Annotated in this window: 20 protein-coding genes and 1 other RNA gene; 10 read left to right on the forward strand and 11 right to left on the reverse strand. The window is 63.6% G+C overall.

What is annotated here, in order from left to right:
• Positions 1–44: 44 nt before the first annotated feature.
• Both HF690_RS00545 and HF690_RS00550 read right to left on the reverse strand, forming a co-directional pair.
• Positions 45–422, reverse strand: coding sequence for a SpoIIAA family protein (locus HF690_RS00545; protein ID WP_168608092.1), 378 nt, complete (start codon positions 420–422; stop codon positions 45–47).
• 38 nt (positions 423–460) lie between these two features.
• Entirely contained in the window at positions 461–1,090 is a 630-nt protein-coding gene (locus tag HF690_RS00550) for a response regulator transcription factor (protein WP_168608093.1), read from the reverse strand.
• A gap of 76 nt (positions 1,091–1,166) precedes the next feature.
• Between HF690_RS00550 and HF690_RS00555 the strand changes: the two genes are divergently transcribed.
• Positions 1,167–2,759: an MASE1 domain-containing sensor histidine kinase gene (locus HF690_RS00555; protein WP_113064982.1), complete on the forward strand. Its 1,593-nt coding sequence runs from the start codon at positions 1,167–1,169 to the stop codon at positions 2,757–2,759.
• Positions 2,760–3,129: 370 nt separating this feature from the next.
• Here the strand turns inward: HF690_RS00555 and fur are convergent, their stop codons facing one another.
• Positions 3,130–3,549 (reverse strand): ferric iron uptake transcriptional regulator, encoded by a 420-nt coding sequence (fur, locus tag HF690_RS00560; RefSeq protein ID WP_113064983.1) that lies wholly within the window; start codon positions 3,547–3,549, stop codon positions 3,130–3,132.
• An 87-nt stretch (positions 3,550–3,636) separates the two neighbouring features.
• Between fur and HF690_RS00565 the strand changes: the two genes are divergently transcribed.
• Positions 3,637–4,065 carry an outer membrane protein assembly factor BamE gene (locus HF690_RS00565; protein ID WP_113064984.1) on the forward strand — a complete coding sequence of 143 codons (429 nt, stop codon included), beginning with the start codon at positions 3,637–3,639 and terminating at the stop codon, positions 4,063–4,065.
• A gap of 4 nt (positions 4,066–4,069) precedes the next feature.
• On the opposite strand, the gene HF690_RS00570 is transcribed toward HF690_RS00565, so the two are convergent.
• Positions 4,070–4,354 carry an RnfH family protein gene (locus HF690_RS00570; protein WP_113064985.1) on the reverse strand — a complete coding sequence of 95 codons (285 nt, stop codon included), beginning with the start codon at positions 4,352–4,354 and terminating at the stop codon, positions 4,070–4,072.
• On the reverse strand, positions 4,347–4,778 hold the full coding sequence (locus tag HF690_RS00575) for a type II toxin-antitoxin system RatA family toxin (RefSeq protein ID WP_113064986.1): 432 nt from the start codon (positions 4,776–4,778) through the stop codon (positions 4,347–4,349). The genes HF690_RS00570 and HF690_RS00575 overlap by 8 nt, the downstream gene beginning before the upstream one ends.
• A gap of 62 nt (positions 4,779–4,840) precedes the next feature.
• On the opposite strand from HF690_RS00575, the gene smpB reads away from it, so the two are divergent.
• On the forward strand, positions 4,841–5,329 hold the full coding sequence (gene smpB / locus HF690_RS00580; RefSeq protein WP_113064987.1) for an SsrA-binding protein SmpB: 489 nt from the start codon (positions 4,841–4,843) through the stop codon (positions 5,327–5,329).
• 71 nt (positions 5,330–5,400) lie between these two features.
• Here the strand turns inward: smpB and ssrA are convergent.
• Positions 5,401–5,756, reverse strand: a transfer-messenger RNA (tmRNA) gene (gene ssrA / locus HF690_RS00585).
• Between the two features lie 199 nt (positions 5,757–5,955).
• Positions 5,956–6,318, reverse strand: coding sequence for an RcnB family protein (locus HF690_RS00590; RefSeq protein ID WP_240151513.1), 363 nt, complete (start codon positions 6,316–6,318; stop codon positions 5,956–5,958).
• Between the two features lie 277 nt (positions 6,319–6,595).
• On the opposite strand from HF690_RS00590, the gene HF690_RS00595 reads away from it, so the two are divergent.
• From HF690_RS00595 to HF690_RS00615, 5 genes are read left to right on the forward strand one after another with little or no spacing between them, the layout of a single operon-like run.
• Positions 6,596–6,937, forward strand: a complete 342-nt coding sequence (locus tag HF690_RS00595) for a hypothetical protein (protein ID WP_113064989.1) — start codon at positions 6,596–6,598, stop codon at positions 6,935–6,937.
• A 3-nt stretch (positions 6,938–6,940) separates the two neighbouring features.
• Positions 6,941–7,315, forward strand: coding sequence for a GntR family transcriptional regulator (locus tag HF690_RS00600; RefSeq protein WP_113064990.1), 375 nt, complete (start codon positions 6,941–6,943; stop codon positions 7,313–7,315).
• Positions 7,312–8,169 (forward strand): ABC transporter ATP-binding protein, encoded by an 858-nt coding sequence (locus HF690_RS00605; RefSeq protein WP_168608094.1) that lies wholly within the window; start codon positions 7,312–7,314, stop codon positions 8,167–8,169. Before HF690_RS00600 ends, HF690_RS00605 begins: the two co-directional genes overlap by 4 nt.
• Positions 8,166–9,134 (forward strand): ABC-2 transporter permease, encoded by a 969-nt coding sequence (locus HF690_RS00610; protein ID WP_168608095.1) that lies wholly within the window; start codon positions 8,166–8,168, stop codon positions 9,132–9,134. Before HF690_RS00605 ends, HF690_RS00610 begins: the two co-directional genes overlap by 4 nt.
• A gap of 60 nt (positions 9,135–9,194) precedes the next feature.
• A complete protein-coding gene (locus tag HF690_RS00615; RefSeq protein ID WP_168608096.1) occupies positions 9,195–9,773 on the forward strand; it encodes a DUF2884 family protein in 579 nt (192 codons plus the stop codon).
• Between the two features lie 95 nt (positions 9,774–9,868).
• On the opposite strand, the gene HF690_RS00620 is transcribed toward HF690_RS00615, so the two are convergent.
• The 4 genes from HF690_RS00620 to HF690_RS00635 all read right to left on the reverse strand — a co-directional run bounded on the left by HF690_RS00620 (position 9,869) and on the right by HF690_RS00635 (position 14,528).
• Entirely contained in the window at positions 9,869–11,254 is a 1,386-nt protein-coding gene (locus tag HF690_RS00620; RefSeq protein WP_168608097.1) for a class II fumarate hydratase, read from the reverse strand.
• Positions 11,255–11,334: 80 nt separating this feature from the next.
• Entirely contained in the window at positions 11,335–12,063 is a 729-nt protein-coding gene (locus HF690_RS00625) for a proteasome-type protease (protein ID WP_168608098.1), read from the reverse strand.
• A 36-nt stretch (positions 12,064–12,099) separates the two neighbouring features.
• Positions 12,100–13,107 carry an alpha-E domain-containing protein gene (locus HF690_RS00630; RefSeq protein ID WP_168608099.1) on the reverse strand — a complete coding sequence of 336 codons (1,008 nt, stop codon included), beginning with the start codon at positions 13,105–13,107 and terminating at the stop codon, positions 12,100–12,102.
• A 2-nt stretch (positions 13,108–13,109) separates the two neighbouring features.
• Positions 13,110–14,528 carry a circularly permuted type 2 ATP-grasp protein gene (locus HF690_RS00635; RefSeq protein ID WP_113064997.1) on the reverse strand — a complete coding sequence of 473 codons (1,419 nt, stop codon included), beginning with the start codon at positions 14,526–14,528 and terminating at the stop codon, positions 13,110–13,112.
• A gap of 176 nt (positions 14,529–14,704) precedes the next feature.
• Between HF690_RS00635 and purB the strand changes: the two genes are divergently transcribed.
• Both purB and HF690_RS00645 read left to right on the forward strand, forming a co-directional pair.
• Complete coding sequence (gene purB / locus HF690_RS00640) at positions 14,705–16,072, forward strand: adenylosuccinate lyase (RefSeq protein WP_168608100.1); 1,368 nt, start codon at positions 14,705–14,707, stop codon at positions 16,070–16,072.
• Positions 16,069–16,452, forward strand: a complete 384-nt coding sequence (locus HF690_RS00645) for a VOC family protein (RefSeq protein ID WP_168608101.1) — start codon at positions 16,069–16,071, stop codon at positions 16,450–16,452. The genes purB and HF690_RS00645 overlap by 4 nt, the downstream gene beginning before the upstream one ends.
• Positions 16,453–16,489 lie beyond the last annotated feature (37 nt).

A 16,489-nucleotide genomic window follows, 5' to 3' on the forward strand; every position in this document is an offset into this window, starting at 1 on the left:
ATGCCGGGCAAAGGCGCCGAGGATAGCAAATGCCGCTGCGGCTTTCAGTCGCCGGCGACGCCTTCGAGCAGCCATGCGCGCGCGGCCGGAAGCTCACTGCCCGGAAAACTGCGGAACTCGCCGGGAAACAGGGCGCTGATCGCCGGTACCGTCTGCGCGATCCAGCCAATATCGCCCACGATCGCAACCCGCTCGAAACCGCTGAAATGACGCAGCCCGAGCTTGGCGTCGTCCCACATCGCACGCGTTTCAAAGCCGGTGAAGTCGTCGGCGAAGTGGTAGAGCAGGCGCACCTTGTCGCGCAGTGCGAACATCGCCTCGAGGTCGGGCACAATGACGTTCTCGTAATCGTCCGCCGTCACTTCCCCGTGCGCGCTGAAGCCCACCACACCCGCGGGAAGACCAGTCATCTGCTTGATCATGCACACACACCTCCGTTTCTTCTATATGTCTACGTGGCTCAGGCCTTCAAGTAGCCACGCTCGATGGCCAGACGATACAGGTCCAGCTCTGAACCGGCGCCAAGCTTGCTCATCAGACTGGCCCGATGAATGTAGACGGTCTTCTGACCGATGCCCAATGCGGCAGCCGCCTGTTTCGGCGTCTTGCCTTCGGCCAGCAATAGAAACACCTCGCGTTCGCGCGCGGTCAGACGCACCAGCGGATCGGCCTCTTCTCGGGATTGCGTGGAACGACGCCGCGCCACGTCGGAACTGATGTACTGCTTGCCCTGCATCACCGCACGCAGGCCGGCGACCAGCTCTTCCGGCGCCGCCCCCTTGGTGACATATCCGCTGGCACCGCGGCGAAGCGCTTCGGACACATAGGGCTCACTGTCGTGCATGCTCAGAATCACCACACGCGTCTTCGGCGCGATGCTGAGCAGATGCTCGACCAGTGGTAGACCGCTCGCGTCGGGCAGCGACAGGTCCAGTGCGATAAGATCCGGCGCCGCGCGCGAGACGGCTTCGACCGCCTCGTCGGCATTGCAGCACTCGGCCGTGACTTCGAGATCCGGCTCGATTTCGATCAGGCTCTTGAAGCCTTCGCGAACAATGGCGTGGTCGTCGACCAGAACAATGCGATACATGCCGTGACTCTACCCTCTAATCCATGAGAGCGGGGAGCGTGGCGTAACACCTGCCCGCATGTAAACTGTTCGATTGATGCGTCTCTCCTCGCCAATCTGGAGCCGCGGACCACTGGTCGGCTTATTGTACTTCGCCGCCTGGCTCGTGCTGCTCAACTATGTCGCGCCGCAGTGGATGATTTCACCCGGCCTGCGTTTCGGTGCGCTGTTGCTGGCACGCCCGCGCTACTGGCCGTGGCTGATTGCCGGAGAATGGGCTGCCCACCTTCTTTTCCGCGTCGGGTCCGCTGAAGACGCGGCCTGGCTGCACGCATTCATCACCAACGATGCAGCCGCCGTGCTGGTTGTCGGCGTCTGCATCGCCATCCTGCGACGTTTCGGCCTGAAGGCCACCCTGCGCACCCCCGAGGATGTGGCCCGCATGCTGGCCGCGGCGCTGATCACCGCGTTCGTCAATACCCTGCTCTGCTGCACGCTCAGCAATGTCATCCATGCACAGATGGCCTTGCAGAGCCTGGGCAGCGTGATCGGCAGCGAATTGCTGCGCGAGTACCTGGGCAGCCTGCTCGTCGTGCCGATCATGATCATGGCGGTGCGAGAACCGCCCGAACGCCAGGAGATCGCCCGCACGTTGCTCGAAGCGCTGTTCGTGCTGCTGCCCACCATGATCCTGCTGCTGGTGATGCTGAAGAGCTCGCAACCCCTGCCCAGCTTCGCCCGCATTCTCGCGCTGGTCCCGGTACTGCTGTTCGCCTTCCGCAATGGCTGGCGCGGAGCCATCTTTGCCATGGTGCTCATCAATGGCGGCATGATGGCGTTCACCCGCGTCGACTTGAACCAGTTTCCGTCCACCGAGTCGTTGCTGTTCCTGGCCGTGGCCGGAACCGGCGCACTGGTGCTGGGTGCCGCCTCGGACGCCCTGCGCCGAAGCAGTCGCCGCCTGTCGATCCAGAATGCCCGCCTGGAGGGCGCCAATCGCCGGCTGGATCAACTGGCCCGGCAGCTCAGCGAGGTCGCGCGTCGCAATCTGCGCACCGAGGAACAGCAACGGCGTTATGTCGCCGCCGAGCTGCATGACGAACTCGGCCAGAACCTGACCGCGATCCAGACCCGCGTGAAACTGGCTCAGACCCGACTGCGCGAGGCCGGACTGTCGGACGTCGCCACCTCGATCAATGACATCCTCGCACACATGCGCGCCGCGGTGCGACGACTGCTGAACAGCCTGCGCCCGACGGTACTGGACGAATTCGGCCTGGCCCGCGCGCTGGAGGAAGGTCCCGTGCGCGACCTGCTGAAAACCGCCGGCGTGGACTACCAGCTGCACCTGCGCGGCAACCTGCAGGACCTGGACGAAGACACCCGCATCACGGTCTATCGCGTGGTCCAGGAAGCGGCCACCAACACCGTACGTCACGCCATGGCCAGCCGATTCGTCCTGCGCGTGCTGAGCGGCCGACGCAATGGACGCCGCATGGTCGCGCTGGATATGCGCGACGACGGCGTCGGACTCGGCGGCGACCACACCGGCAGCGGTCGCCGCAGCGGTCATGGATTGCAGAGCATGCGCGATCGTGTCGCGGCGCTGGGCGGAATCCTGCGCATCCACATCAGTGAAAACGGAACCCGCTTGCGCATCCTGCTTCCTGCGAGTGGCCGCGAGCATTGAAAGCCTGCGAAATCGCAAGGCAAGCATTTGCTTTTATTGGATTTTCCTCACCCTCTTAACGTGTAGGAAATTTTCCAATATTCATCCGTCGTTAACGTGGCTAAGCTTCATCCCAACGTTGTGGGGGAGTCGCCGCCTAGCGGCGATCCGAGCCAATCGTGGGGACGGTTGGTTCAACGGCCCGAAGGGAATCGGGTCTTCCGGAGATGGATCATCCGGAATGCGCAGTGACGCGCCGCCGGGTCGCTCCCGGCTCGAGCCGCGCGAAGAACAAGGAGTTCTTCCGCGGCCTTTTATTTTCCGGCATATCGAACCGCGCGAGCTCGCCTGCTCCGCGGCGCAACGCTGTCTCGATCTCGAGAACGGCAGGTTATTTCTTCTGGTCGGACTTCGGTCGCACGTAGAGCACCAGGCTGTGGTCCTGGATCTCGTAACCGTGACGCTCGGCAATCTCGTGCTGCAGCTTCTCGATCTCGTCACTGACGAACTCAATGACCTTGCCGCTGTCTACATCGATCATGTGGTCGTGATGCTGGCCGCGATCGAGCTCGAAGACGGCCTGCCCGCCCTCGAAGTTGTGCTTGATCAGAATACCGGCAGCCTCGAACTGCGTGAGTACGCGATACACCGTAGCCAGACCGATGTCTTCCTGGCTGTCGAGCAGGCGGCGATAGATGTCTTCGGCGGTCAGGTGGCGCTGCGGGGATTCCTCGAAAAGATGCAGGATGCGCATGCGCGGGTGAGTGACCTTCAGGCCGGCCTTGCGAAGTTCTTGCGTTTCCTGATCCATGCGGGGTTCCCGGGGCGCATTTGAACGCCTTGTCTATCTACGCGTAGTGTATCATCGACCCTTTGGACCAAACCGGATTTTCGCGACATGCGCAAGCTCTTTCTGCCACTGCTTCTCGCAGGCTTGGCCGTCCTCATGGCGGGCTGCGGCCTGGTCTACAAACCGACCATTCAGCAGGGGAACCTGATCGAGAAGAAGGTCATGGACCAGCTGAAACCCGGCATGACCAAGCGACAGGTCATGGTGCTGCTGGGCACCCCCGCGATCAGCTCGCCTTTCGACCATGATCGCTGGGATTACATCCAGACCACCAAGATGCGCGGCAAGAAGACCGTGGAGCACAAGCTCTCGCTCTACTTCGAATACGGCGTGCTCGCACGTACCGAAGGCACCTACTATGGCCAGAACGCCAGCAAGGAGCAGGAGCTGCTCGATCAGGCCAAGAAATACCACGTCGAAGTCTCGGGCAAGAGCGCCAAGGGCGACAAGAATCACGGCGACGATTCCGGCGAGTGACGCCCTAGCCTCCTCGATCGGCCCGGCGCCGCCGGGCCTGCATCGGATCCATCTGCAACGGACGATAGATTTCCACACGATCACCATCGCGCAAGCTGTGATCGCGACCGACCTTGCGACTGAAGATACCGACCGGCGCCATCGACACATCCAGATGCGGGCACGCCTGCGCCAGATCGCAGGCAGCAAGCGCTTCGGCCACCGTGGCGCCCTCGTGCAAGCAGAGTTCACGGAAATAGGTACCGCCCGGCCAAGCATGCACCACCTGCACGGTCATATCGTCAGCCATACGCGCGCTTAGCCTCCGCACAGAAATCGTCGACCATGCGGTTGGCCAGGCTCTGGAAGCCGATACGCAAGGCCGCAGCACCCAGCCGCGAGGAGAATTCGAAATCCAGCTCCAAAGCAACCTTGCAACCGGCGTCACCCATGGGCGTGAACGTCCAGACACCGTCCAGCTTGCGGAACGGACCATCGACGAGCTCCATGTCCAACCGCGCCGGACGATGACCGCGATTGCGCGTGGTGAAACCATGACGCAACCCGGCAAAGCGCAGATCCAGGCGCGCCACGAGAGTGTCGCCCTGGCGTTCGAGCAGGGTCGCCCCCACACACCAGGAAAAGCGCTTTGGGTATGCTTCGACATCATTGACCAGGTCGAACATCTGTTCAGGCGTGTAACGCACGATGGCGCTTCGGCGGATCTGGACCACGGATTCCTCAATTCATTTCGGACGCCGCACGCGGCGGCTGACAAGCACACAGTCTAGCGAACATGGCCAAGAACAAGGACAAGGCATCGTCGAAAGGCGGCAGCACCATCGCGCTGAACAAGCGCGCACGCCACGAATACCACATCGACCGCCGCTACGAAGCCGGCATCGCCCTGCAGGGCTGGGAAGTGAAGGCGCTGCGCGCGGGCCGCATCAACTTCGGCGACAGCTACGCCATCATCAAGGACCGCGAGATCTATCTGTTCGGCACCTCGATTCCCGCGCTGATATCGGCCTCGACCCACGTGATTGCCAACGACCGGCGCACACGCAAGCTGCTGCTGAACCGTCGCGAGATCGACGAACTCATCGGTGCGGTCGAGCGCAAGGGCTACACGCTGATTCCCACCGCGATGTACTGGAAGCAGAACAAGGTCAAGGTGGAGATCGGCCTGGCCAAGGGCAAGAAGGCGCACGACAAGCGCGAGACCGAGAAGGAACGTGACTGGAACCGCGAAAAGCAGCGCGTCATGAACGCGCGTAATCGCTGATTCCCGTCCACACCCGACGCAATAAAGACATCGGCCGATCATGGAGGATTCCATGATCGGCCGATCGGTTTTGGTGGAGGTGGCGGGAGTCGAACCCGCGTCCGAAGGCGTTTGACGCCCGGATCTACATGCTTAGCTCACCGTTGCGTCTCGTTCTGCGGCAGCACGGTGTGCAAAGCGCACCGCAGAACCAGCCTGCTTGATTTGACCTCGGACCGACAGGCAACAATCCGAAGGCGGTCCCGCGTGGATGACCCTACACCGGCCCGCACGGGCACAGACTGGTTCGGGGCTTACGCCTTAAGCGGCGAGAGCGTAATTGCTATCGTTGGCAATTATATGTTTTGCGGCTGGATTAACGAGGAAAGCTGCCCCCTCGGCATGCACCAAGCCATCGCACTACCCCCGTCGAAGCCATGACACCCCCGGGGAAAACTGCGTGCTGGCAGACTCAAGTATATAGGCGCTTCGACGCCATTCAAGAGATGCGCGAGATTCGGCTCGATCTTTTTTCGCCTGGCCCGCATCGCACGCGACGGCCCGGCCGAGCACAAATGAAGCCGGCCGCATGGAGCCGCGGCCGGCTTCATCGAAAATGTCCATGCGTAGATCGGCCGGCTCCCGTGTCACTGATTGGCGATGATGTTCAGAATCACGCCAGTCGTGATCGCAACCAGCAGGAAATCGCCATTGTCACTGCGCTGCCAACGATAGCCGGGCGGCGGCGCATGCAAGTGGTGCGCACGCCAGTCGGTAATGACGTAGCGCCTCGAACGATACATCTCCGGCACACGCCCCCCCTTGTGATACCAGCCTTCCTTGCGGCCGCGATCGTGATGCAGGCGCCCATAGCCGTGCTTGCCGGCATGCGGATTTCCGTGACCGCGACCATGGCCACGACCGGCATGTCCCGGAGGATCGGCCAGCGCGGCACCCGCGAACATCAGCGATGCGGCACACAGCGCAACCATCAGTTTCTTCATTTTCATGTGATCTCCCTCGTTCCGGTGAATGCGGGCAGGCAGCAAACCGCACCGGAAAGTGACGGTACAACCGCAATTTATGCCTGAGGCCAGCCTGTTGGACACCGGCAGAAGCCTGGCTGAACGGCCGACCCGCCACGCTCTTTGTGCGATAGAAATCGCATTTCAGAGCCGTTTTCGCCCGCTCAAGCGAGGCCTAGGCCACAGGTCATAGTTGACGATCTCGATCTTGGTGTTATAGTTCACTACAACACCAGTCACCTAGGCCACCAAGGAGGCCGTCATGAGCACTCGCAAGACCATCGCCGCCGTCGCGTCCGTCGCCATCCTGGTTTCCACGGTCACCGTCTTCCGCACCAGCGCGAATACGCCCGTCACGTACGCCAAGTCCGCGGCCGCCGCCGCACTGAACCATGCCGCCGCCACCGAACTGGCTCCGGTCGTCGTCTATGCCTCTGCCCTGCCGCGCGATACAGTCGGTTCGCTCGATGCATCGTTCGACCATGGCGTGAAGGCCGACGCCGGTCTGTCGTCGCTGGAAAGCAGCGCGCTGCGCATCGGTTCGCAACTGTCCATGCCCTACTACTCGTTTGCCTCGAATCTGCACACCCTGATCAAGGAATAAGGCATGACCATCACCTGGAACGACAACGTCCCGATCTATCGCCAGCTGCGCGCACGCGTAGTGGCGATGATCCTGGACGGTGCGCTGGCCGAGGGCGACGCCCTGCCCTCGGTGCGCCAAGTGGCCGCCGACTACCAGATCAATCCGTTGACGGTATCGAAGGCCTATCAGGAGCTGGTGGACGAGGATTTGGTCGAAAAACGTCGCGGACTGGGAATGTTCGTGACCGAGGGCGCACGCAAGGCACTGCTGGGCTCGGAGCGGGATCGTTTCCTGCGCGAGGAATGGCCCGCCATCCATGCCCGCATGCAGCGGCTGGGACTCACCCTGGAGCAGCTGATGAAGGCTGCCGACGACAACAAGGAGAATGCTTCATGAGCGCCGCAATCGAAGCCGTCAGGCTCACCAAGCGCTACAGCAGCACGCTTGCGCTGGACGAGGTCGATTTCAGCATTCAGTCCGGGCGCATCATCGGCCTGATCGGCCCCAACGGCGCCGGCAAGACCACAGCACTCAAGGCCATCCTCGGCCTGACCGACTTCGAAGGCTCGTTGACCGTGCTGGGCAAGGACCCGCGCAAGTCGCGTGAGGACCTGATGCGCGACGTGTGCTTCATCGCCGACGTCGCGGTACTGCCGCGCTGGATCCGTGTCGCCCAGGCCATCGATTTCGTCGAAGCGATCCATCCGCGCTTCGACCGCGCACGCTGCGAACATTTCCTCGCCCGCACCAAGCTGCAGCCGCAGCACAAGGTCAAGCAACTGTCCAAGGGCATGATCGTGCAGTTGCACCTGGCGCTCGTCATGGCCATCGACGCCAAGCTGCTGGTGCTCGACGAGCCGACGCTGGGCCTGGACATCCTGTACCGCAAGCAGTTCTACCAGAGCCTGCTGGAGGACTACTTCGACGAGGACAAGACCATTCTCGTGACCACGCACCAGGTCGAGGAGATCGAGCACATCCTCACCGACCTCATGTTCATCCGCGACGGCAAAGTCGTGTTGGATACCGACATGGATAGCATGGGCGAGCGCTTCATCGAAGTGATGGTCAATCCGGACAAGGCCGACGCCGCACGCCAGCTGCAGCCGCTGGACGAGCGCAACGTATTCGGCAAGAACATCTTCCTGTTCGACGGCATCGAACGCGCACAACTGGAAGCGCTCGGCGAAACCCGCCGGCCTTCGGTCAGCGACCTGTTCGTCGCCACCATGAAAGGAACCTACGCATGAAGACCTTCTACTGGCTCATCAAGCGCGAATTCTGGGAGAACCGAGGAAGTTTCTTCTGGGCGCCGGTGGTCACCACAGGGGTGTTCCTGATCCTGAACATCATGGGCATCATCACCTTCGAGGTGTTCGCGGCTCAGCGCGGCATCAGCATCAGCGGCATGAACATCAATCAGCTGGTGCAGAGCATGGATGCCAAGAACATGGCCAACATCGGCGTCGGCATCGACTTGGCAATGATGTCGTCCGGCTATCTGATCGGCATCGTGCTCGGCATCGTGGTGTTCTTCTACTGCCTCGGCGCGCTGTACGACGATCGTCGCGACCGCAGCATCCTGTTCTGGAAGTCGCTGCCGATTTCCGACCGTGACACCGTGCTGTCGAAAGTGATCAGCGCCACCGTGGTGGCACCGGTGATCGCGACCATTTGCGGCCTGCTCGGTGCGGTAGCCATGCTGCTCATCGTCATGCTCGTCGCGATGTTCCACGGCGTGCACCTCTGGACCCTGCTCGGCTACGCACATCCCTTCCGCACGCTGGCCACCATGGTCGCCCTCATCCCGGTCAACCTGATCTGGGCCCTGCCCGCGGTCGGCTGGCTGCTGCTCTGCTCGGCATGGGCCAAGAGCAAACCGTTCCTGTGGGCACTGGCCGTTCCCGTCGGCGCCGGCATCATCGTCAGCTGGTTCAACGCGATGGGACTGCTGAACGTCTCCAACGGCTGGTTCTGGAAGAACATCGTGGTGCGCTCGCTGTTCAGCGTGTTCCCCAACGGCTGGGTCGAAAGCCAGGAAATGACCCACGTGAACATGCAGGGCTTCAACCTCAGCGACCATTTCGACAAGTTCGTCGGCGTCGGCAATGCATGGAGCCAACTGGCTCGCGCGGACTTCATCATCGGCGCCGTGATCGGCGCGGCCATGATCGCGGCGGCCATCTGGTTCCGCGGACGCCGCGACGACTCCTGACGATCAACATGCTTGCGTCCGGACCGCAGGTCCGGGCGCCCTTGCACGGAGACTCAAGCCATGACCACGCCACGTATCTTCCTAGTCGCCTCCGCACTTGCGGCGACCTTCGCGCTGGCCGCCTGCGGGCGCAACCATCACACCTACATCAATGTTTCACACGGCAACATCGTGCTGCAGGACGACCAGGTCACGATCCACGCTGACGATGCCCCCGACGCCATCGTCACCGCCAACGGCGACCTTCGCATCGGCGGGCGGACCATCGCCGTCGACGCCAGTCAGCGGCGATTGCTGCGCACCTACTACCAGGATGCCGAACGGGTCGGCCACCAGGCCATCGAAGTCGGCAAAGCCGGCGCCGACATGGCCGGCGGCACGATCGGCGATGTGTTCAGCAATCTGGCCGACGGCCACCCGGACCGCATCGACGCCGCCGTGAAAAAACGCACCGATGCTCTTCTGGTCCACGCCTCGCGCATCTGCGACACCCTGCAGTCGATGCAGGTCACGCAGGAGGCCATTGCTGCCCAGCTCGACGCCTTCCGTCCCTACACCCGCCTGAAGGCCTCGGATGCGCAGGAATGCCGCGCAGACATTGCCAAGGAACGCAGCAAGCTCGCCAAGTCCGGCGATTGACGCAAACCTCGGTTCCGCGAACAAAAAAAGCGCCCGGCATGCAACCGGGCGCTTTTTTCGTACATCGAAGACGGCAAGACGCCGTCCATCCGCGCTTACTTGCCGTGGATGCCGCCCTTGGTCAGTTCGACCGGATCCAGCAGCTTCTTCAGTTCCTCGTCGGACAGGCCGGTGGTCTCACGCGCCACGTCCATGATCGGACGCTTTTCCTTGTAAGCCTGCTTGGCCGTGGCCGCGCCCTTCTCGTAGCCGATCACCGGGTTGAGCGCCGTGACCAGCACCGGGTTCTTGTCCAGTGCGCCGGCGATGTTGTCCTTGTTGACCTTGAAGGTCGCGATGGCCTTGTCCGCCATCAGGCGCGAGATGTTGGCCAGGATCTCGATCGACTGCAGCAGGTTGTAGCCGATCACCGGCAGCATCACATTGAGCTGGAAGTTGCCGGCCTGCCCGCCGACGGTGATGGTGGCGTCGTTGCCGATCACCTGCGCGGCGACCATCGCGGCGGCCTCGGGGATCACCGGATTGACCTTGCCCGGCATGATCGACGAGCCCGGCTGCAGCGCTTCCAGTTCGATCTCGCCCAGGCCAGCCAGCGGTCCGGAGTTCATCCAGCGCAGGTCGTTGGCGATCTTCATCAGCGACACGGCGTAGGTCTTCAGCGCGCCCGACAGCTCGACCGCGGCGTCCTGCGAGGAGATGCCCTCGAAGTAGTTCTCGGCCGACTCGAACTTCACCTTGGTCATCTTCTTCAGTTCGATCGCCACCGACGGACCGATCTTCGGATCGGCGTTGATGCCGGTGCCGACCGCACTGCCGCCCAGCGGCAGGCGACGCATGCGCTTGAGCGCGTCCTCGATGCGCTCGATGGCCGAACCGACCTGTGCGGACCAGCCCGACAGCTCCTGACCAAAGGTCACCGGCATCGCGTCCATCAGATGCGTGCGGCCCGTCTTGGCCACGTTCTTGAGCTGGCGCGCGCGCTTGTCGATGGCCTTCTTGAAATGCTTCAGCGCCGGCAGCAGCTGCTCGCTGGCGGTCAACGTGGCGCTGACGTGGATCGCCGTCGGGATCACGTCGTTGGAGCTCTGGCCGTAGTTGACGTCGTCGTTCGGATGCACCTTGCGATTGCTGGCACTGCTGGCCAGATGCGCGATGACCTCGTTGGCGTTCATGTTGGAGCTGGTGCCCGAACCGGTCTGGAAGATGTCGATCGGGAACTGGTCGTCGACCTCGCCGGCAATGACCTTGTCGGCCGCCTTGCGGATCGCCGCCGCCTGCACCTTAGGCATGTGACCCAGCTTGGCGTTGGCCTCGGCCGCGGCGGCCTTGATCAAGCCCAGTGCGCGGATGAACTCGCGCGGCATGCGCAGGCCGGAGACCGGAAAGTTGTCCACGGCGCGCTGCGTCTGCGCGCCCCACAGCGCGTCGGCGGGCACCTGCAGTTCGCCCATGCTGTCGTGTTCGGTTCGAAACGTGCTCATGCTGACTCCGGGTGAAGGCTCGATGAAAACGGGCATTATAGCGAGCCGCGGCGTCCATCCGGTGACTGCAGGCGGAACCTCTACCAGTCGTGCGCCGGCAGGCTGTCGAATACGCGGTGCAGGCCCTCGTCCCACTCCCGGTTGATGCGGGCCAGGTACGGGTCGTCCTCCATCAGTCTTTCACGAGTCTCCACACGAAGACTGTCGGCGCGATAGATCAGGAGATCGATCGGAGCGCCCACCGAAAGGTTCGAGCGGATGGTGGCATCGAAGGAGATCAGCGCGCACTTCACCCCCGCTTCCAGGGAGGAACCGCGTTGGATCATGCGGTCCAGGATCGGCTTTCCGTACTTGATCTCGCCGATCTGGAAATACGGGGTGTCATTCAGCGCTTCAATGAAATTGCCCTCGGAATAGACCAGAAAAAGACGCGGGGTCTCGCCCGCGATCTGGCCGCCGAGAATGAAGCTCGCCGAGACATCGATGTTCTGCTCGCGCAGGTACTTCTCGTCGTATTCGCGCACTTCGCGCATGGCATCGCCCAGCAAGCGGGCCGCCTCGAACATCGAACCCACATTCCACAGCGAGACCGCCTGCGGGTCCTTGCGGGCGCGCAGGTCGAGCAGGTTCAGCGCGTTCTGCGTGACCGAGAGATTGCCCGCCGAAAGCGCCACCATCACGCGCTCGCCGGGATTCTCGAACACGCGCATCTTCTCGAACCGGGCGATTTTGTCGATGCCGGCGTTGGTGCGCGAGTCGGATACGAAGACGAGCCCCTCGTCGAGGCCCATGCCGATGCAGTACGTCATTGAATGTGCCCGGGAACGCAACGGTGGAGAAGACCGTCAGCTTACCACCGCACCGGTGTTGCGACCGGGTTCGACGGAACCGGCATTGCCGGTCGCGGTCGAGGTCATGAAGGCGTCGACGATCGCCTGCGTGAGGCCATGGAGCTGCTGCATGAAGTCATCCAGGAACGCCTTGATGCCCTGGTCCTGCACCTCGCTCATGCAGCCGTAGCGAAGCCGCGCCGCGAGCGCGCCGGACTTGCGCACCACTTCGCTGCGCGGGTCTTGGGCCAACACCTCCAGGATTCGGTGGATCGACTGGGTGCACGCAGTCAGCGAGTGCGGCATGTCCGGCTGGAAGATCATCATCTCCGACACATGCAGCGGATCGACCGCATCGCGGTAGTTCTTGCGGTAGGTCTCGAAGGCCGACATGGACTGCAGCATCGCGCTCCACTGGTAATACTGGATGAAGTCCCGCGAGCTGCTCTCGTGTTCCTCGGACTGGGCGTACTTGATGTCCAGCAGGCGCACGGTGTTGTCGGCCCGTTCGACCGCCGTGCCCAGCGCCATGAAGTGATAGCCCTCGTCACGTCCCATGGTGCCGAAGGTGACGCCGCGGAACGCCGCCGAACGGGTCTTGACCCATTCCAGGAACGCGCTGACGCCGTCGCTGTCGGCAGCCCCCTCGCCCGCCTCGGCCAGATCCAGCCAGGAAGTGTTGAGCTCCTGATACATCTCGGCGGTGATCGCGCCGCGCTGGGCCCGGCCCAACTCGCGACCGTGGAACAGGCAGTTGTGGATCGACGACGGATTGTCCGCGTCCAGCATCAGCCACTGCCGCACCGTCTCGGGTTCGATCTCGCCGCGCGCCGCGCCGAACAGCTCCAGCTGCCCGAGGGCGTCCAGCCCACGCCGCCAGGCCGTGGTGGCCGACTTGCCCGGGTCCAGACGCTCGGGAAGCAGGGAGATACGCTGGGTCAGATCGACCAGCCGGGCGATGTTCTCGGCCCGCTCGACATAGCGCGACAGCCAGTACAGGTCGCTCGCGGTTCGACAAAGCATGCTCAGTCCTCCAGTACCCAGGTGTCTTTGGTTCCGCCGCCCTGCGAGGAATTGACCACCAGGGAGCCCTCGCGCAGCGCCACCCGCGTCAGTCCGCCCGGCACCACCATCGTTTCGCTACCGGACAGCACGTACGGGCGCAGATCCACGTGGCGCGGCGCGACGCCGGATTCGACGAAGGTCGGGCACGTCGACAGGGACAGCGTGGGCTGGGCGATGTAGCGCTCGGGTTCGGCCAGGATCCGCTGGCGGAAGGTCTCGATCTCGGCCTTGCTGGCCGTGGGACCGATCAGCATGCCGTAGCCGCCGGCGCCCTGGGCCTCCTTGACCACCAGTTCATCCAGGTGCTCGAGCACGTAGCGCCGGTCGTCGTCCTGACGCAGTCTGTAGGTCGGCACATTGAGCAGGATCGGATCCTCGCTCAGGTAGAAGCGGATCATCTCCGGCACGTAGGGATAGATCGACTTGTCGTCCGCCACGCCGGTGCCGAACGTGTTGGCCAGGGTCACGCGGCCGGCCGCCACGGCCGAGAACAGCCCCGGCACGCCCAGCACCGAATCAGTGCGAAACACCTGCGGATCGAGGAAATCGTCGTCAATGCGGCGATAGATCACGTGCACGCGGCGCGGCCCGCGCGTGGTGCGCATGTAGACCGTCTCGTCGTCGACGAACAGGTCCTGCCCCTCGACCAGCTCCACGCCCATCTGCTGGGCCAGGAAGGCATGCTCGAAATAGGCCGAGTTGTACGAACCCGGCGTGAGCACAGCCGCGACCGGCTCGTCCAGGCCCTCCGGTGCGACCGACTGCAGCGTCTCCAGCAGCAATTCCGGATAGTGCTCGACCGGAGCCACCGCCTGTGCGGCGAACAGCTCGGGAAACAGGCGCATCATCATCTTGCGGTTCTCGAGCATGTAGGACACGCCCGATGGCACGCGGAGATTGTCCTCCAGCACGTAGTACTCGCCTTCCCCAGCGCGCACGATGTCGATGCCGGCGATGTGCGCGTAGACCTCGTTGGGCAGGTCGATGCCCTGCATCTGCGGCCGGTACTGCGCGTTGCGGAGTACCAGCGACTCCGGCAGCACGCCGAATTCGAGGATACGGCGATCGTGGTAGATGTCGTGCAGGAACATGTTCAAGGCCCGCACGCGCTGGATCAGGCCGGCCTCCAGCACCTTCCACTCGCCGGAAGGAATGATCCGCGGCGCGATGTCGAACGGAATCAGGCGCTCCCCGCCGCTCTCCTCGCCGTAGACGGCGAAAGTGATGCCCACGCGGTGGAACGAGATTTCCGCCTGTCTTCGCTTCTGGGCGATGCGTGCGTCCTGCGTGCCGTTCATCCATTCGGCGAAGCGCGCATAGTGGGGCCGAATTGTGCCCTCGGCATCGTGCATTTCATCGTACGGCGGTCGTGCGCTCATCCAGAACTCCCCGCGCCAGCCGGACTCCAGCCGGCGCTTTTCACGACAAGTCCTCGACCATGCTCGCACAGGACGTGTGAAGATGCAGATAATCACGGCGCGTCGGACCGCGCAGCGGGACGGTCTGCGGGCATCTCCATTACAATGGTTCGCTGGTCCCCCTGGAAGCCTGTTTCATGTCCCTGACTCCGCTGACCGCACTCTCGCCGCTGGACGGCCGCTATGCCTCCAAGGTCGAGGCGCTGCGACCGATCTTCAGCGAATACGGCCTGATGCACCGTCGCGTGCGCGTCGAGATCGCCTGGCTGCTGGCGCTGGCCGCCGAACCCGGCATCGCCGAACTGGCGCCCTTCTCCGCCGCCGCAGCAGCACGCCTGCAGGCCATCGCCGACGACTTCTCGGTCGAAGACGGTCAGCGCATCAAGGACATCGAGGCGACCACCAACCACGACGTGAAAGCCGTCGAGTACTTCATCAAGGAACGCATCGGCGACGACCCCGAACTCGGTCCGGCGAAGGAATTCGTGCACTTCGCCTGCACCAGCGAGGACATCAACAACCTGTCCTACGCGCTGATGCTGCGCGATGCGCGCGAAGCCGTACTGCTGCCGCAGCTCGATGCCGTGATCGGTCGTCTGCGCGACATGGCACATGCGAATGCCGACCTGCCCATGTTGTCGCGCACGCACGGCCAGACCGCCTCGCCGACCACACTGGGCAAGGAACTGGCCAACGTCGTCGCGCGCCTGGCCCGCCAGCGCAGCCAGCTGGCGAACGTCGAGGTCCCAGGCAAGATCAACGGCGCGGTGGGCAACTACAACGCCCATGCCGTGACCTATCCCGAGGTCGACTGGCGTGCCTTCTCGCAGCGCTTCGTCGAGGGCCTGGGCCTGGACTGGAACCCGTACACCACGCAGATCGAGCCGCACGACGGCGTTGCCGAGTACTGCGACGCGGTGCGCCGCGCCAACGTCATCCTGATCGACCTGGCGCGCGACATCTGGGGTTACATCTCGCAGGGCTACTTCAAGCAGGCGCTGAAGGAAGGCGAAGTCGGCTCCTCGACCATGCCGCACAAGGTCAACCCGATCGACTTCGAGAACGCCGAGGGCAACTTCGGCGTCGCCGACGCCCTGCTCGGCCACTTCGCCGAGAAGCTGCCGATCAGCCGCTGGCAGCGCGACCTGACCGATTCCACTGTCCTACGCGGACTGGGCACAGCCTTCGGCCACACGCTGGTGGCGCTGGCCTCGCTGCAGAAGGGTCTGGGCAAGCTGGAGGTCAACCCCGAGCGCCTGGCCGCCGATCTCGACGCCAACTGGGAAGTGCTGGCCGAGGCCGTGCAGACGGTGATGCGCCGCTACGGCCTGCCCAATCCCTACGAGCAGCTGAAGGCGCTGACGCGCGGCCGCGGCATCACGCGCGACTCGATGCGCGAATTCATCGGCCAGCTCGACCTCCCCGAGGCCGACAAGCAGCGACTGCTGGACCTGACGCCTGCCGGCTACATCGGCCTGGCCGCGGACCTGGCGCGCAACGCATGACGCAGGACGGCGCGGTCGGCCAGGTCGACGAGCGCCGCGCACAGGGCGTCATCGAGCTGCAGGTGTCGCAGCTCGAGACGTCCCTGTCGTTCTACACCGCGATCGGATTCGCCATCGAGCGTCGCCACGGCGACTTCGTCGCACTAACCGGTCACGGCTGCCGCCTGTTCCTGGTCCGCGATGCCTCCGTGCCGGAGACCTGGCCGCGCGGGTGCAACCTGCGCATCGTCGTCGACGACGTGGACGCGATCCGCCGCCGGATCGAGGAAGCCGGTCTCCCGATCGCGTGCGAGCTGGCCGACCGCCGCTACGGCCTGCGCGATTTCAGCATCGCCGCACCCGACGGATTCCATCTCCGCTTCGCGCAACTCCTGCCCTGAACGCCGCTGCGACGCCTGGCGCGAACGCATTCCTGAC

Origin of the sequence: Oleiagrimonas citrea (assembly GCF_012395255.1) — a bacterium.
Lineage (GTDB): Bacteria > Pseudomonadota > Gammaproteobacteria > Xanthomonadales > Rhodanobacteraceae > Oleiagrimonas > Oleiagrimonas citrea.

Excerpts from the sequence above, each read along its gene's own strand:
- HF690_RS00545 (WP_168608092.1), bottom strand. The coding sequence starts at position 422 with ATGATCAAGCAGATGACTGGTCTTCCCGCGGGTGTGGTGGGCTTCAGC.
- HF690_RS00550 (WP_168608093.1), bottom strand. The coding sequence starts at position 1,090 with ATGTATCGCATTGTTCTGGTCGACGACCACGCCATTGTTCGCGAAGGC.
- HF690_RS00555 (WP_113064982.1), top strand. The coding sequence starts at position 1,167 with ATGCGTCTCTCCTCGCCAATCTGGAGCCGCGGACCACTGGTCGGCTTA.
- fur (WP_113064983.1), bottom strand. The coding sequence starts at position 3,549 with ATGGATCAGGAAACGCAAGAACTTCGCAAGGCCGGCCTGAAGGTCACT.
- HF690_RS00565 (WP_113064984.1), top strand. The coding sequence starts at position 3,637 with ATGCGCAAGCTCTTTCTGCCACTGCTTCTCGCAGGCTTGGCCGTCCTC.
- HF690_RS00570 (WP_113064985.1), bottom strand. The coding sequence starts at position 4,354 with ATGGCTGACGATATGACCGTGCAGGTGGTGCATGCTTGGCCGGGCGGT.
- smpB (WP_113064987.1), top strand. The coding sequence starts at position 4,841 with ATGGCCAAGAACAAGGACAAGGCATCGTCGAAAGGCGGCAGCACCATC.
- HF690_RS00590 (WP_240151513.1), bottom strand. The coding sequence starts at position 6,318 with ATGAAAATGAAGAAACTGATGGTTGCGCTGTGTGCCGCATCGCTGATG.
- HF690_RS00595 (WP_113064989.1), top strand. The coding sequence starts at position 6,596 with ATGAGCACTCGCAAGACCATCGCCGCCGTCGCGTCCGTCGCCATCCTG.
- HF690_RS00600 (WP_113064990.1), top strand. The coding sequence starts at position 6,941 with ATGACCATCACCTGGAACGACAACGTCCCGATCTATCGCCAGCTGCGC.
- HF690_RS00605 (WP_168608094.1), top strand. The coding sequence starts at position 7,312 with ATGAGCGCCGCAATCGAAGCCGTCAGGCTCACCAAGCGCTACAGCAGC.
- HF690_RS00610 (WP_168608095.1), top strand. The coding sequence starts at position 8,166 with ATGAAGACCTTCTACTGGCTCATCAAGCGCGAATTCTGGGAGAACCGA.
- HF690_RS00615 (WP_168608096.1), top strand. The coding sequence starts at position 9,195 with ATGACCACGCCACGTATCTTCCTAGTCGCCTCCGCACTTGCGGCGACC.
- HF690_RS00620 (WP_168608097.1), bottom strand. The coding sequence starts at position 11,254 with ATGAGCACGTTTCGAACCGAACACGACAGCATGGGCGAACTGCAGGTG.
- HF690_RS00625 (WP_168608098.1), bottom strand. The coding sequence starts at position 12,063 with ATGACGTACTGCATCGGCATGGGCCTCGACGAGGGGCTCGTCTTCGTA.
- HF690_RS00630 (WP_168608099.1), bottom strand. The coding sequence starts at position 13,107 with ATGCTTTGTCGAACCGCGAGCGACCTGTACTGGCTGTCGCGCTATGTC.
- HF690_RS00635 (WP_113064997.1), bottom strand. The coding sequence starts at position 14,528 with ATGAGCGCACGACCGCCGTACGATGAAATGCACGATGCCGAGGGCACA.
- purB (WP_168608100.1), top strand. The coding sequence starts at position 14,705 with ATGTCCCTGACTCCGCTGACCGCACTCTCGCCGCTGGACGGCCGCTAT.
- HF690_RS00645 (WP_168608101.1), top strand. The coding sequence starts at position 16,069 with ATGACGCAGGACGGCGCGGTCGGCCAGGTCGACGAGCGCCGCGCACAG.